Below are 13,508 nucleotides of genomic sequence, written 5' to 3' on the forward strand. Positions count from 1 at the left end.
CGGGGCCGGTGCGCTGCTGGCAGCGGGAACCGCGGCGGAGGCTGCCGGAGTCGCGGCCGGCGCGCTGGCGGCAGGAGCCGGCGATTGCGGCGCGCTGGCGTTGTCGCTGTTGTGGCTGCAGGCGGCAACCGCCAAGGCGGCGGCAAACAGGAACGGCAGGCGCTTGAACATGGAAAACCTCTTTGGAACGGAAAACAGGGAAAATGGGGGGACTTAAAACGATATCGCCGGCTCGTGGCCGGCGATACGTAGTGTAGGCAAATTATTTGCTGGCGGGTGTGGTGCTTTCTGCCGCATGCAGGCCTTCGATGTAGGTGGCCACGGCGGCCATGTCCTTGTCGTCAAGCTTCTGCGCGATGCCAGGCATGATCTTGGCCTTGGCGTCGTCACCCCAGGTGGTGCCGTCGTGCCATGCCTTGAGCGTGGCCTGGATGTACTGGGCGTGCTGGCTGGTCAGCTCCGCATAGCCGGCGCCGGGGTTGCCGCGCCCGTCGATGCTGTGGCACGCCATGCAGGCGGGAATGCCGCGTGTGGTGTCGCCTTCGCGGAACAGCTTCTGGCCTTGTGCGACCAGGGCTTCGTCCGCCACGCCAGGTAGGGCTTCCTTGCTGGCGAAGTAGGCGCCGATATCGTGCATGTCTTGTTCGGACAGCGGAGCGGCCATGCCCGACATGATCGGGTTCTGACGTTTGCCGCTCTTGAAGTTCTCAAGCTGGCGGACGATGTAGGTCTCATGCTGCCCGGCAAGCTTCGGGTACTGGGCGTCACTGGAGTTGCCATCCATGCCGTGGCAGGCGCCGCAGGCAGCGGCCTTGCCCTGGCCGGCGGTAGCGTCACCGGGTTTGACCGCGGCGGTCGCGGCAGCGCCCTCGGCGGGCTGGGCGCCCGCTGGTGCTGCACTGGCGGCGGAGGCCGGCTTGGCAACGGTGGAGCCGCTGGCCGGCTTGGCGTCCTGCGCAGTGACCGCGCCTGGGGCGAGGGTGCAAGCGAGGGCAAAGACAACTCCAAGTACAGCAGGCCGAAAACCGACAGGCCGAAAACTCATACACTTGTCTCCCGAAGAACTGCTTTGGCTGCACGGCGTGCAAAATTTGCTGGGCCGCAACTGGCAGAAACCTCGGGATTATCTCTGCGCCACAGTAGTCGGTCAAACCATCATTCCATGACTAGCAACCCACTTCAGGGCGCGCAGTTCGTGCTCGCCGCCCATCGCATCAGCCAACTGCCCGCCGACAGCGGCGCGGAGGTGGCCTTTGCTGGCCGCTCCAATGCCGGTAAATCCAGCGCACTCAATGCGTTGACCGGACATCGCGGATTGGCGCGAACCTCCAAGACCCCGGGACGAACCCAGCAGATGGTGGCCTTTTCGCTACCGCCGCTGACCCAGGGTGACGGCCAGGCGCCACTTGAGGCGCGGCTGATCGACCTTCCCGGCTATGGCTATGCCAAGGTGCCCGAGCCGCTGCGTGAGCACTGGAAACTCGAAATCGATGCTTATCTGAAGCATCGCCAGAGTCTTCGCGGCGTCGTGCTGATCGCCGATATCCGACATCCGCTGAAGGAATTCGACCGGATGATGCTGGATTTTTGCTTTCACAGCGGCCTGCGCTGCCACATGCTGTTGACGAAGGCTGACAAGCTTTCACGCAATCAGGCCGCCCAGGCCCTGGCTGCGATGCGCAAGAGCTTTCCCAACGGCCTGCATGCCACCGCCCAGATATTCTCCTCCCAGGATGGAACGGGCGTGGAGGCCGGTCGCGAGGCTGTGGTCGCGCTATTGCGTGCTGACACTGCCTTGTGAAAGAAGCCGACGCGTCGCGCTTGTAAAAGGGTAAAGAGGAAAGCGAGTGATGGCTGCAGCCAGGCTGCCATGGCTCTTTACTCTTTACAGGCGCCCCAGCGTAGGCTCCTATGGCTCCACTACCTCACCGTCTCCATGAAGACGCCGCACAGCGCCTCCATACCGGCGCGATCGTCGTCATCGAACCGCCCCACCAGCGGGCTGTCCACGTCCCAGACGCCGAACAGGCTTCCGTCGGCGTGAACCAGGGGCACGACGATTTCCGAGGCGGAGGCCGCGTCGCAAGCGATGTGGCCGTCAAAGGCGTGTACGTCATGAACGAGTTGGGTCTGGCGGGTCTGTGCGGCGGTGCCGCAAACGCCACGGCCCAGGGCGATGCGTATGCAGGCCGGCTTGCCCTGAAACGGACCTACGACCAGTTCCTTGCCATCGTAGAGATAGAAGCCGGCCCAGTTGAAGTCGGGCAGGCTGTGATACACCAGTGCGGCGAAGTTGGCGGCATTGGCGATCATGCTGGGCTCACCGGCCAGCATGCCGCGTGCCTGTTCGCATAGTTCGGCGTAGTGCTGGCGCTTGTCGGCGACGGTGGGTTTGATATCGAACATTAAGATGGCCCCGAAGGTCTTCAGGTTGGGAAGATGGGATGTTCCCACGGCAAGTACAAGGGCAGCGGCGCATGCGGGTGCGCTCGGCCTTTCGATAGGGGTGAGCGGCGCCATGCGATCGCGTAGACTGCCGCCACCGATAGGGGAGCACAGCATGGACAACACCCAGCGCGAGCATCGCGCCGGCCTGATCGAGGCGCATCGCCTGGATGGTTTTTTCGACGCCGCCTTCGCCTTTGCCGTCAGCATATTGGCCATCGCCGGCACCGAGGTACCACACGATCTGCACCACATGCTCAACGTGCTCAATCGCATCCCAGCGTATGCATGCAGCTTCGCCACCTTGCTAGTTTTCTGGTACCGCCACGTGCGCTGGCGTGAACGTTGCCGTGTGCACGACCAGACCAGCGTGGTGTACAGCCTGATGCTGGTGTTCTTCGCGCTGATCTTTGTCTATCCGCTCAACATGGTGTTCTCGGCCATGTTCAACGCGATCTATTCAGGCTTCACTGGCCGCTTGCTGGCCGAGACCCTTGTCATCGGCACCGTTCACGACATGAACCTGCTCTACTCGTGCTACGGGCTGGCCTATATGTGCATGACGCTGTGTCTTGCCGCGTTGTACCGCCATAGCGTGCGGCATATGCACAATGCGTCGCGCGAGGAAAGGATCGAGGCGCGTGAGTCGCTGTATACCCAGCTTGGGGCGGCGGGTGTGGCGCTGCTGTCGATCGTGCTGGCATGGCTGCTGCCCGAGGGTGGCTTGTGGATCATGTTGCCCGGATTGGCCTATGGCCTGCTGACGTTGGTGTATTCGCTCGCCGGTCGCTGGGCGCGTCGCACGCTGGAGGCAGCGGCATGACGCTCGCATGGTTCGTCGCCGGCACGGATACCGGGATCGGCAAGACCCATGTCAGTTGCACGTTGCTGCATGCGCTGCAACTGGCCGGTCATCGTGCATGCGGCATGAAGCCCGTGGCCAGTGGATGCCTGGCCACGGCCGAAGGATTGCGCAACGAGGATGCCCTGGCCTTGCAGGCGGCCGCCAGCCAGCCTGCCCCCGCTTATGGCCTGGTCAATCCCATCGCGTTGCGCGACCCGCTCTCTCCGCATCTGGCAGCGCAGCATGACGGCGTGCACATCACACTCGATCCGTTGCGCTCGGCGTACGACCGCTTGCGTGGTGACCACGATGCCGTCGTGGTGGAGGGCGTGGGCGGCTGGCTGGTGCCGCTAGCACCCGGAGTCTTTGCCTCGGATATTGCCAAGGCCTGGCGGCTGCCGGTCATCCTGGTGGTGGGATTGCGCCTGGGGTGCCTGAGCCACGCACTGTTGAGTGCACGCGCGATCGAGGCCGATGGTTGCCAACTGGTCGGCTGGGTGGGTAATCGGATCGATCCGGCCATGGATGCGGTCGACGAGAATCTCACGACCTTGCGGGAACTATTGCCGGCACCGTGTCTGGGCGTGTTGCCGCACGGCGTGCCCCCGGCACAGGCGGCGGCACTGCTGGAGATGGCTTTGCTATCCTGAGCCCCCTGCCCGGAAGGCAGGTATTCCATGGTTTACCTTGCAGGAGGCGACATGGCCACCGTTCATCACTATTTTCTTTCCATTGCCGACCTGGCTCAGGCCCGAGGCAGCGATCCGGACCTCAGCTACGACGGCGCCGGACCCAACGATTTCGCCGCCGCGCTCCAGGAAGCCCTGCGCAGCCCCATGCTGTTCGAGCGCTGGCGCAACAAGCAGGACGAACCCGACGACGTCGATCCGGGGCTGGGCGGCACCGATGCCAATGCCGCTGTCACCGGCAAGCTGGCTGCCGGCCTCAATACCGACGTGGAGGTGCGCACCGTGCTGCCCATGAGCATCCTGCGCCATCGGCTGAACTTGTTGATCGGGCCGGCCTGGCAGTTGCGCGACATGCGTTGAGTCTCGTGCATCACGATCATGGCTTTCGGCCCTTGGAAGTTGGCCGTTGCTATGGTTAGAGTCGAAAACCTTTTTTGCAGAACCTCGCCTGCGCACCGCGGGCGTTACCTTTGATTTGCCGGGGAGCCTCCATGCTTCGTCTTCGTTTGCTCGTTATCGCTACTTCCCTTGCGCTTGGCGCCTGCTCGCAGCAGTCCTCCGATGCCGCCAAGACCGCCCAGCCTGCTGCGCCCGCCACGGCTGCCGCTAGCGCCAGCACGGCCGCCGCGCCTGCCGCTGCCAGCTCCATCCAGAACAATCCGTTCTACAACGCCAGCACGTTGCCGTTCATGGCGCCGCCTTTCGACAAGATCAAGGAAACCGATTACCAGCCGGCAGCCGAGGAAGGCATGCGCCAGCATCTGGCCGAGATTGACAAGATCGCCAACAACCCCGAAGCGCCGACCTTCGAGAACACGATTGTGGCGATGGAAAAATCCGGTGCCATGCTGACCCGCGTGTTGCAGGCGTTCAGTGCGGTGACCGGTGCCAACACCAGCGACGTGCTGCAAAAGGTGCAGGAAGAAGAAGCCCCCAAGCTGGCCGAGCACCAGGATGCGATCACCCTCAACGGCAAGCTTTTCGCGCGTATCGAGACACTCTACAACCAGCGTGATTCGCTCAAGCTCGACCCCGAATCCGAGCGCCTGCTGGAGGTGACCTACAAGAACTTCGTGCGTGGCGGCGCCAAGCTGTCCGATGCCGACAAGGCCAAGCTCAAGGACCTCAACAAGGAAGAGTCCACGCTGAGCACGCAGTTCACCAACAAGCTGCTGGCCGCCACCAAGGACGGCGCGCTGGTCGTGGACGACAAGGCCAAGCTCGCCGGCTTGTCCGATGCAGAGATTGCCGCGGCCGAAGGCGCGGCCAAGGACCGCAAGCAGGATGGCAAGTATGTCATCGTGTTGCAGAACACTACCCAGCAGCCGGCGTTGCAGGACCTCAGCGACCGCGACACGCGCGAGTCGCTGTTCAAAGCCTCCTGGGGCCGCGCCGAGAAGAACGATGCCAATGACACGCGTGACCTGATCGAACGTATCGCGCAGATCCGTGCCCAGCAGGCCAAGCTGCTCGGCTATCCCAATTACGCGGCCTGGAAGCTGGAAGACCAGATGGCCAAGAAGCCGGAGGCTGCGATCAAGTTCATGCAGGACCTGGTGCCGGCCGCCACCGCGCGCGCCAACAGTGAAGCCAAGGACATCCAGGCTGTCATCGACCAGCAGAAGGGTGGCTTCAAGGTTGCGGCATGGGATTGGCAGCATTACTCCGAGCAGGTGCGCAAGGCCAAGTACGACTTGGACGAGAGCCAGATCAAGCCCTACTTCGAGCTGGATAACGTTTTGCAGAACGGCGTGTTCTATGCAGCCAACCAGCTTTACGGCCTGACCTTCAAGGAGCGCAAGGACATCCCCGTCTGGCAGCCGGACGTGCGCGTGTTCGAGGTGTTTGATGCCGATGGCAAGTCGCTGGCGTTGTTCTACTGCGACTACTTCAAGCGCGACAACAAGAACGGCGGCGCCTGGATGAGCAACCTGGTCGACCAGTCCAAGTTGCTGGGCACCAAGCCGGTGATCTACAACGTGGCCAACTTCACCAAGCCGGCGGCGGGCCAGCCGGCGCTGCTGTCGTGGGATGACGTGATCACCATGTTCCACGAGTTCGGCCATGGCCTGCATGGCATTTTCGCCGACTCGCAATATCCGTCGCTGTCGGGGGCTGCCACGGCGCGCGACTTCGTCGAGTTCCCGTCACAGTTCAACGAGCACTGGGCGTCGGATCCGAAGGTGTTCGCCAACTTCGCCAAGAACTACAAGACTGGCGAGCCGATGCCCAAGGAGCTGGTGGAGAAGATCAAGAAGGCCGCCACCTTCAACAAGGGCTATGACATGACCGAACTGGTCGCTGCCGCCCTGCTGGACATGGACTGGCATACGCTTGGTGCCGATGCGCCCAAGCAGGACGCCGACAAGTTCGAGGTCGAGTCGCTGAAGAAGAACAAGATCGACCTCAGCTTCGTGCCGCCGCGTTATCGTTCGAGCTACTTCCAGCACATCTGGGGTAACGGCTATGCAGCCGGCTACTACGCTTACCTGTGGACGCAGATGCTGGCCGACGACGGCTTCGAATGGTTCAAGGAGCACGGTGGCCTGACTCGCGAGAACGGCGACCGCTTCCGCAAGATGGTGTTGTCGCAGGGCAATACGCAGGACCTGTCCACGCTGTACAAGACCTGGCGCGGCAAGGATCCGAGCGTTGAGCCGATGCTCATCGATCGTGGCCTGAAGCAGAAGTGATCGTGCTTTACGTGTGACGCAGAAAAGCCGGCGCAAGCCGGCTTTTTTGTGTATCAATTCCTGGGAAGCGCGATGCATTCCCCGTCACGCGCTACGTCTACCTTGCCGCGGTATTCCGCGGCGATGGTGCGCAGTATTGCCGGCATGGCCTGCTCGGACCGGTGCATCCAGTGCGACAGCAACAGGCGCTTGACGCCTGCCTGCTGCGCGAGCGCGGCGATACGCGAGGGCGGTGCATGCAGGGCAGCCGCGACGGCGTCGTTGTTGTCCTCGGGAATGGCCATGTTGGCAACCATCAGGTCCGCTCCCCTGGCCAGCTCGACCAGGGCGGGCGCGCGAGCATCCGTATCGCCCAGGTAGACGACGGCGTGGTTGCCGGCGTCGATGCGATAAGCCAGCGCGGGTACCGGGCCGTGACGCACGGTGATTGCGCGGATTTTCAATCGTGCATTTTCGAAGACAGTGACGATGCTTTCCTTGTCTGGCGCCACGACGATCGGTTCGATTCGATAACTTTCGTCACCGTCGCGCAGGAACCCACCGAGGTAACCGTAGGCGGCGTGGTCGCCAGCGAACAGCGCTTCCAGGAATGTCCTGATGGAAGGAAAGCCATGGCCTGCGGCCGGGCCAAGGATGGGCAGCGGGCGGTCGCGCTCGCCGAAGAACGACGCCTTGATGTAGGCCGGCACGTCCTGGCTGTGATCGCTGTGCAGGTGGGTCAGTGCGATGAGGTCCAGATCCTCGATGCGGGCACCGGATTTGCCGAAATTAACCGCCGTGCCGGCTCCGGCATCGAACACGGCGCGTGCCTTGCCATCGATCCAGAGCACATGACCGCTTTGCGCCCGGGCATTGAGTTCGGGGCCGCCACTCCCCAACACCTGCCAGCTTGTCGGCGTCGTGCAGCGAAAAGGATTGGCATGCAGGCCGGCGGCAACCAGCAATAGCCATGGCAGGAACAACCAGCGACGACGCACGGATCCGTATCCTTTGCCAGCCTGGCTCAGTTGATGAGCAGATGGGGTGTGATGGGGGCTGGAGTCGGCGGTTGCGTGTCGTGCGAATCGTCTTCGTCGCATTCGGCACGAATACGCCCGGGACTGACGCCGCTGACTCGCTTGAACAGGCGACGGAAGGCCGCTTCGCTGCTGTAGCCCAGTTGCTGGGCAATCGCGGCCACCGATTGCTGGCGATCGCGCAGCCATTGCTCGGCCAGGGTCACCCGCCATTGCGTCACGTACTGCATCGGCGGGATCTTCATGAGCTGGGTGAATCGCTCGGCAAATGCCGAGCGCGACATGCAGGCGGTGGCAGCCAGGTTTTGCATGGTCCAGGCATGGCCGGGAGCCTCATGCACGGCTTGCAGCACCTTGCAGATGCGCGTGTCGCCCAATGCGGCGAACAAGCCCCGGCGATCCTCGGCGCGGCGCGCGTAGTCGCATACAGCCAAGGTGAACAAGGCATCGGCCAGTTTGTTGAGCAGCACCTGCCGCCCGCTCATGCCGGAGTTGACGACGCTGACCATCATGCTCGACAACTGCTGAAAGGTTTCGCCGGCTTCCTTCGAGCGCACGATGAAGCACGAAGGCAGGGCATGGTTGAGCGGATGATTGCTGCTGCCGGAAAATTTCAGTTCGCCGCAGATCAGGCTGGTGATCTCGCCCGCTTCCCGGCCATCGTGTTCCGGTGAGCGCAAGGAATGCGCGTGACCATGCGGCAGCACCAGCAGGTCGCCCGCTTCCAGGGTCATGGCCCCTTCCAGGACCTTGCTCTCGACCCGGCATTGTCCGGAGCCCACCAGGTGGAACAGGCCGCAGTGATAGCGCGGTTCGTCTTCGTACCAGGTGCCGCAGCGATGCAGCTCCGCGATCACGTCCACGCGAAACATCGACTGGCTCAGTACCGATTCCAGCGCCGGTTCGATCAGGACGGACGAAGGCTGACCCTCCCGCAGGCGGGGATTGGGTTCGATGTATACGTGCGTATCCTTCTGGGCGTCGAATGCGACGTTCACAGCGGGCCTCCGGTGTCAGTGCCGATGAAAGGCTTTCGCAGCCAGGCCGGGGCAGGTTACACCTGTCCGGCCCGATCATCGGGTCGACGATTGGCCTGCCGGAGAAGGATTCAGGTGTGCGTTCGCAGCAAACCGCCGGCCAGCCAACCTTGCAGCAACTGCACCATGCGAGCCGGCGCCTGCTCCTGACCGTGGAACTGGCCCAGGCGATCGCATAGTTCGGTGAAGTTGGCGCCAGCGATGGCCGCTTCCAGCACGGCCAGTTCGTCGGTATCCAGGGCCCGGTAGCGCACCTCCATGCCATCGCGCCAGATCAACAGTGACACCGGTTGCCGGTGGCGTCGCAATCGGGGCCTGGCTTGTCCCAGGTCGGCGGCCTTGCGAAACGCGGCCACGTTATAGGGTGTCACCAGGATTTGCAGCTTGTCCTGCGGATGCAGTTGCAGGGTGGCCCAGTCCTCGGGCGCCAGCGACGCCAGGTCCTGCGCAAGCAGCGCCGGTTCGTCCACGGCATCGAATACCGTGGAGATGGCCCAGTCCAGCCGGGCCATGTCGCCCAGGGCAGGACGTTCGCGCCAGGGTAGGCCGTAGTCGAGAAAGGCGGCCAGTCCCGCGCCATGCCAGCGGATGTTGTAGTGGCCCGATGGATGCGCCTCGATGTATCCGGCCGCCAAGGTGGCGAACGACTTGCCGGCCATCAGCGCAAGGCCTGGATACTCAATGGCCAGGGCTTCGCGTAGTCGCGCGCGATAAGCGTGGTGATAGATCGCCAGCCGGGTTCCCGCCGTGGCGCGATCATCGCCCTTGAGCGCGCCGGGCGCGGTCACCGTATCAGCGAGTACGGCCTGCAACACGTGCTGCTGGATCTGCGCCAGACTGCTCATGCCGCGGCCTTGAGCAGGGGCAGGGCGAGCTTGCGTGCGTGTTCGAGCTCGGTCATCAGTTCAGCGAGGGGCGGGATGTGATCATCGCGCTCGATCATGGTCGACACCGGCCCGAAGCGACGAACTGCTTCCTCGTAAAGGTCCCAGACCGGTCCGATCACGGGTGCGTCGTGGGTGTCGATCAGCAGTTGATCGCCGTGCTCGTGCCCGGCCAGGTGAAATTGCTGCACGCGCTTGCCGGGTATGCCAGCCAGATAATCCAGGGGCGAGAAACCGTGGTTGTGCGCGCTTACATGAATGTTGTTGATGTCCAGCAGAATAAGGCAGTCGGCACGCTCGGCGATCTCGGCCAGGAATTCCCATTCGGTGAGCTGGGACTGGGCATAGGTGATGTAGCTGGATACGTTCTCCAGCAGGATGCGGCGCCCCAGGGCATCCTGCACGCGTTGTACGCGCTCCACGACATGCGCGATGGCTTCCTCGGTGTATGGCATTGGCATGAGGTCGTGCAGGTTGACACCATGCGCGCCGGTCCAGCATAGATGGTCCGACACCCACTGCGGCTCAATGTGGCGAGCCAGCGCTGCCAGGCGTTGCAGGTAGCCTTCATCGAGCGGATCGGTGCTGCCGATCGACAGCGATACGCCATGCATGACCAGTGGAAAGCGTTCGCGGAATTTCTCCAGCCATGCCAGCGGACGCCCCCCTGGGACCATGTAGTTTTCCGAGATGATCTCCAGCCACTCCACGTGGCCGGCGTCCTGCAACAGCGTTTCGTAGTGTTCGACGCGCAGGCCGAGGCCGAAGCCGAGATAGGGCAGGTATTTGCCGTGATCGTGAGTCGTCATGGCCAAGCCTTAAGTGCAGTCAGCGAAAGGAGCGTGGCGTCCGCATGGCGGACGCCACGCGCCGGTCTTACTTGGCCGAAGCCTGGGCGGCTTCGCAGTCGGCCTGGGTCTTCTGCATGGTGAAGCCTTGGCCCTTGCATGCGTTCTGGCCCTTGCATGCATTGCTGGCCTGCTTGCAGGCGCCGTGGCCCTTGCAGGACGAGGAATGTTCGCACTTGACCTGCGCGCTGTCGCCCTTGGCGTGATCGGCGGCAGCGGCATTCATCGAGGACACGGCAAACAGGCCAGCCACGGCCAGAGCCATTGCGCCGCCATTGATCTTGTTGAGCTTCATTAGGATCTCTCCTTAAGTGGACGTAGTGCGGAATGAATCGGGATTGTCGCGCAGGCGCCTCCGTGAGAAGGCTGGCCGTGCCCGACGATGGTCATTGTGTGCCTGTTATCAGGCTGTGACTGTCACCGGGCATCTTCAATTTGTGCCTGATCGTCCGGCCGTGCCGGACTTGGGGCAAGGTGCGGACGCGTGGCAAGAAAGGCCGGACGACCGAACATGGCGGCGATGCATTGTGCACCCGCATCATGCGTTCACTTCCACCCTCCCGGATCTGCTGCCATGCGTCAATTGATTGCTCACACATCTTCCCGGTTGCTCGACCTGCTCTATAAGGCTCGTTGGCTGGGTCCGTTGGTGGCCCGGTTGTCCTTTGGTTATTTCTGGCTGGAGACGGGTATCGCCAAGGTGCAGAACCTGGATGGCTTTACCCAGCGCTTCATCGGTTGGGGCATCCCGTTTCCTGCATTCAATGCGGCCCTTTCGGCCTGGACCGAGCTGGTCGGTGGCGCATTGATCATGCTCGGGCTGTTCACGCGCCTGATCAGCATTCCCATGATCATCAACATGGTAGTGGCGATCGTGTTGGTGGTTTCGGCCAATTTCCAGGGTATCGACGAATTCGTCGAGGCGGACGAAACCGTCTACATCCTGATCTTCTTCTGGCTGTTGATGGCTGGCCCGGGCAAAATCAGCCTGGATACCTTGGTCGCGCGTTGGCTGGGGATCCGTACCCACGATTGAACACAAGGAGCCATGCATGAAGGGACTTGCCCGGATACTGTTATTTAGCGTGTTGCCGCTTAGCGCGATGGCAGCGGAAAATCCGCTGAGCGTGCACGTGCTCGACCAGCAACGCGGTCTGCCTTCGGCCGATATGAAGGTGCGACTGGAACGCAGGGACGGTGAAAGCTGGAAGACGCTGAAAGAAGATCGTACTGACAAGGATGGGCGTATTCGGGCGCTCGCTCCCGGCGATGCACTTGCGGTCGGTATCTATCGCATCACCTTCGAAACCGGCAATTGGTATGCCGGGCGTGGGCAGAAGACGCTGTTTCCTGAGGTGCCGGTGGTGATCGAGATCGATGGCAGCGCGCAGCATTATCACGTGCCGTTGTTGCTCAGCCCTTACGGTTATTCCACTTATCGCGGCAGCTGAGTCCATGGCTCACGAAAAAGCCGGCCATATGGCCGGCTTTTTCGTGTTTGACTTTCCGCATGACTGCGCGGCCATGTCGCGGTAAGGCGACATCGCTCAATAAGCAAACTGCTTGAACACCGGATCCACGCTGCCGCCCCACGCGCCATGGAAAAGCTCCAGCTTGCGTTCGGCGGGCGTCTGGTTGGCATCGGCGATTTCGATCAACGGTTCGAGGAACGTGCTTTCGTCGGCGCCATGTGCGTTGAGGCGATGGCGACGCTTGAGGCCGTGCACGGCGATCTTGAGGGTTTCCTGGGCCAGTTCACGCACGCTATGGTTGCGGAACTTCAGTTTGAGTGCCTCCTTGGGCACGCCGTCGCGTAGCGCGTGGCGCTCCTCGCGGCTGAAATCCTTGACCAGGTCCCATGCCGCATCCAGGGCGTCGTCGTCGTACAGCAGGCCGACCCACAAGGCCGGCAGCGCACAAAGGCGCCCCCACGGGCCGCCATCGGCGCCACGCATTTCCAGGTACTGCTTGAGCCGAACTTCCGGGAATGCGGTGGTCAGGTGATCGGCCCAGTCGCGCATCGTGGCATGGGTTCCAGGGACGGCATCGAGCTTGCCGGCCATGAAGCGCTTGAAGTCCTGGCCGGAGAGGTCGATGTAACGACCGTCCTGGTAGCTGAAGTACATCGGCACATCGAGTATGTAATCGACGTATCGTTCGTAACCGAAACCATTCTCGAATACGAAATCGAGCATGCCGGTACGATCGGCATCGGTGTCGGTCCATACGTGCGAGCGGTAGGACAGATAGCCGTTTGGACGTCCATCCGTGAATGGCGAATCGGCGAACAGCGCGGTGGCGATCGGCTGCAACGCCAGGCTTGCGCGAAACTTCTTGATCATGTCCGCTTCGCTGGAAAAATCCAGGTTGACCTGCACGGTGCACGTGCGCGTCATCATGTCCAGGCCCAGCGAGCCGACCTTGGGCATGTATTCGCGCATGATCTTGTAGCGACCCTTGGGCATCCATGGCATTTCTCCGCGGTGCCACTTGGGCTGGAAACCCATGCCAAGGAAGCCGAGCCCCAGTTCGTCGGCGACGGAACGGACTTCATCCAGGTGCGTGTTGACCTCGCGGCAGGTCTCATGGATCGATTCCAGCGGCGCGCCTGACAATTCGAGCTGGCCGGCCGGCTCCAGGGTGATCGATGCCTTGTCGCGAGACAGTGCCACCGGGGTTTCGCCTTCGCGGGCGACATCCCAGCCGTAGCGTGAAGCCAGTGTCTCCAGCAACACGCGTATGCCGCGCTCGCCTTCGAAGGTGGGCGGGCGCAGGTCGTCGTTGCGAAAGCCGAACTTCTCATGCTCGGTGCCGATACGCCAGGCGTCGCGAGGCTTTTCGCCGGCGGCGAGGTAGTCGGCCAGTTGCTGGCGACTGGCGATGGGCGTGCTCTTCACGGCACTCGGGATGGACACAGGCGATTCCTCGTCGGGGCAGCCACCCACAGTGGGGGTGGCTACGGGCAAATCAAAGGCCGTCCAGGCCGGCGACCGGACGCGGCATTGTAGAGGGTATGCCGGGCAGGTGGATGGCAGCCCGCCCGCGAGGTCAG

General features: G+C 62.6%; 15 protein-coding genes. 7 read left to right on the top strand and 8 right to left on the bottom strand.

Features of this window, described 5'->3' with window-relative positions:
* Nucleotides 1-262: 262 nt before the first annotated feature.
* Nucleotides 263-1,045, bottom strand: coding sequence for a c-type cytochrome (locus VF436_RS11370; protein ID WP_330904143.1), 783 nt, complete (start codon nt 1,043-1,045; stop codon nt 263-265).
* A 117-nt stretch (nt 1,046-1,162) separates the two neighbouring features.
* Here VF436_RS11370 and yihA point away from each other — a divergent pair, with 117 nt between their 5' ends.
* Entirely contained in the window at nt 1,163-1,801 is a 639-nt protein-coding gene (gene yihA / locus VF436_RS11375) for a ribosome biogenesis GTP-binding protein YihA/YsxC (protein WP_330904144.1), read from the top strand.
* A 119-nt stretch (nt 1,802-1,920) separates the two neighbouring features.
* Here yihA and VF436_RS11380 read toward each other — a convergent pair whose 3' ends face one another.
* Complete coding sequence (locus tag VF436_RS11380) at nt 1,921-2,406, bottom strand: GAF domain-containing protein (RefSeq protein WP_330904145.1); 486 nt, start codon at nt 2,404-2,406, stop codon at nt 1,921-1,923.
* A gap of 154 nt (nt 2,407-2,560) precedes the next feature.
* Here VF436_RS11380 and VF436_RS11385 point away from each other — a divergent pair, with 154 nt between their 5' ends.
* From VF436_RS11385 to dcp, 4 genes are all read left to right on the top strand, one after another.
* Entirely contained in the window at nt 2,561-3,268 is a 708-nt protein-coding gene (locus VF436_RS11385) for a TMEM175 family protein (RefSeq protein WP_330904146.1), read from the top strand.
* The gene (bioD, locus tag VF436_RS11390; RefSeq protein WP_330904147.1) at nt 3,265-3,939 is read left to right on the top strand and encodes a dethiobiotin synthase; all 675 of its coding nucleotides are present in this window, start codon (nt 3,265-3,267) and stop codon (nt 3,937-3,939) included. Before VF436_RS11385 ends, bioD begins: the two co-directional genes overlap by 4 nt.
* A gap of 51 nt (nt 3,940-3,990) precedes the next feature.
* Nucleotides 3,991-4,338 (top strand): hypothetical protein, encoded by a 348-nt coding sequence (locus tag VF436_RS11395; RefSeq protein WP_330904148.1) that lies wholly within the window; start codon nt 3,991-3,993, stop codon nt 4,336-4,338.
* A 131-nt stretch (nt 4,339-4,469) separates the two neighbouring features.
* Complete coding sequence (gene dcp, locus VF436_RS11400) at nt 4,470-6,671, top strand: peptidyl-dipeptidase Dcp (protein ID WP_330904149.1); 2,202 nt, start codon at nt 4,470-4,472, stop codon at nt 6,669-6,671.
* Nucleotides 6,672-6,724: 53 nt separating this feature from the next.
* Here the strand turns inward: dcp and VF436_RS11405 are convergent, their stop codons facing one another.
* The 5 genes from VF436_RS11405 to VF436_RS11425 form a co-directional block, all read right to left on the bottom strand.
* Nucleotides 6,725-7,648 (bottom strand): MBL fold metallo-hydrolase, encoded by a 924-nt coding sequence (locus VF436_RS11405; RefSeq protein ID WP_330904150.1) that lies wholly within the window; start codon nt 7,646-7,648, stop codon nt 6,725-6,727.
* A gap of 26 nt (nt 7,649-7,674) precedes the next feature.
* Complete coding sequence (locus VF436_RS11410; RefSeq protein ID WP_330904151.1) at nt 7,675-8,685, bottom strand: AraC family transcriptional regulator; 1,011 nt, start codon at nt 8,683-8,685, stop codon at nt 7,675-7,677.
* A gap of 110 nt (nt 8,686-8,795) precedes the next feature.
* Nucleotides 8,796-9,569, bottom strand: coding sequence for a DNA-binding domain-containing protein (locus VF436_RS11415; protein ID WP_330904152.1), 774 nt, complete (start codon nt 9,567-9,569; stop codon nt 8,796-8,798).
* The gene (locus VF436_RS11420; protein ID WP_330904153.1) at nt 9,566-10,417 is read right to left on the bottom strand and encodes a DUF692 domain-containing protein; all 852 of its coding nucleotides are present in this window, start codon (nt 10,415-10,417) and stop codon (nt 9,566-9,568) included. The genes VF436_RS11415 and VF436_RS11420 overlap by 4 nt, the downstream gene beginning before the upstream one ends.
* A gap of 67 nt (nt 10,418-10,484) precedes the next feature.
* The gene (locus VF436_RS11425) at nt 10,485-10,751 is read right to left on the bottom strand and encodes a hypothetical protein (protein WP_330904154.1); all 267 of its coding nucleotides are present in this window, start codon (nt 10,749-10,751) and stop codon (nt 10,485-10,487) included.
* A gap of 279 nt (nt 10,752-11,030) precedes the next feature.
* Between VF436_RS11425 and VF436_RS11430 the strand changes: the two genes are divergently transcribed.
* Nucleotides 11,031-11,492 carry a DoxX family protein gene (locus VF436_RS11430; RefSeq protein ID WP_330904155.1) on the top strand — a complete coding sequence of 154 codons (462 nt, stop codon included), beginning with the start codon at nt 11,031-11,033 and terminating at the stop codon, nt 11,490-11,492.
* Between the two features lie 16 nt (nt 11,493-11,508).
* Nucleotides 11,509-11,907 carry a hydroxyisourate hydrolase gene (gene uraH, locus VF436_RS11435; RefSeq protein ID WP_330904156.1) on the top strand — a complete coding sequence of 133 codons (399 nt, stop codon included), beginning with the start codon at nt 11,509-11,511 and terminating at the stop codon, nt 11,905-11,907.
* A gap of 96 nt (nt 11,908-12,003) precedes the next feature.
* Here the strand turns inward: uraH and VF436_RS11440 are convergent, their stop codons facing one another.
* Nucleotides 12,004-13,371, bottom strand: a complete 1,368-nt coding sequence (locus VF436_RS11440; protein ID WP_330904157.1) for a glutamate--cysteine ligase — start codon at nt 13,369-13,371, stop codon at nt 12,004-12,006.
* Nucleotides 13,372-13,508: the final 137 nt, after the last annotated feature.

This window comes from Dyella sp., assembly GCF_036384435.1.
In the GTDB taxonomy this organism is placed as follows: domain Bacteria; phylum Pseudomonadota; class Gammaproteobacteria; order Xanthomonadales; family Rhodanobacteraceae; genus GSA-30.

Excerpts from the sequence above, each read along its gene's own strand:
- VF436_RS11370 (WP_330904143.1), bottom strand. The coding sequence starts at position 1,045 with ATGAGTTTTCGGCCTGTCGGTTTTCGGCCTGCTGTACTTGGAGTTGTC.
- yihA (WP_330904144.1), top strand. The coding sequence starts at position 1,163 with ATGACTAGCAACCCACTTCAGGGCGCGCAGTTCGTGCTCGCCGCCCAT.
- VF436_RS11380 (WP_330904145.1), bottom strand. The coding sequence starts at position 2,406 with ATGTTCGATATCAAACCCACCGTCGCCGACAAGCGCCAGCACTACGCC.
- VF436_RS11385 (WP_330904146.1), top strand. The coding sequence starts at position 2,561 with ATGGACAACACCCAGCGCGAGCATCGCGCCGGCCTGATCGAGGCGCAT.
- bioD (WP_330904147.1), top strand. The coding sequence starts at position 3,265 with ATGACGCTCGCATGGTTCGTCGCCGGCACGGATACCGGGATCGGCAAG.
- VF436_RS11395 (WP_330904148.1), top strand. The coding sequence starts at position 3,991 with ATGGCCACCGTTCATCACTATTTTCTTTCCATTGCCGACCTGGCTCAG.
- dcp (WP_330904149.1), top strand. The coding sequence starts at position 4,470 with ATGCTTCGTCTTCGTTTGCTCGTTATCGCTACTTCCCTTGCGCTTGGC.
- VF436_RS11415 (WP_330904152.1), bottom strand. The coding sequence starts at position 9,569 with ATGAGCAGTCTGGCGCAGATCCAGCAGCACGTGTTGCAGGCCGTACTC.
- VF436_RS11420 (WP_330904153.1), bottom strand. The coding sequence starts at position 10,417 with ATGACGACTCACGATCACGGCAAATACCTGCCCTATCTCGGCTTCGGC.
- VF436_RS11425 (WP_330904154.1), bottom strand. The coding sequence starts at position 10,751 with ATGAAGCTCAACAAGATCAATGGCGGCGCAATGGCTCTGGCCGTGGCT.
- VF436_RS11430 (WP_330904155.1), top strand. The coding sequence starts at position 11,031 with ATGCGTCAATTGATTGCTCACACATCTTCCCGGTTGCTCGACCTGCTC.
- uraH (WP_330904156.1), top strand. The coding sequence starts at position 11,509 with ATGAAGGGACTTGCCCGGATACTGTTATTTAGCGTGTTGCCGCTTAGC.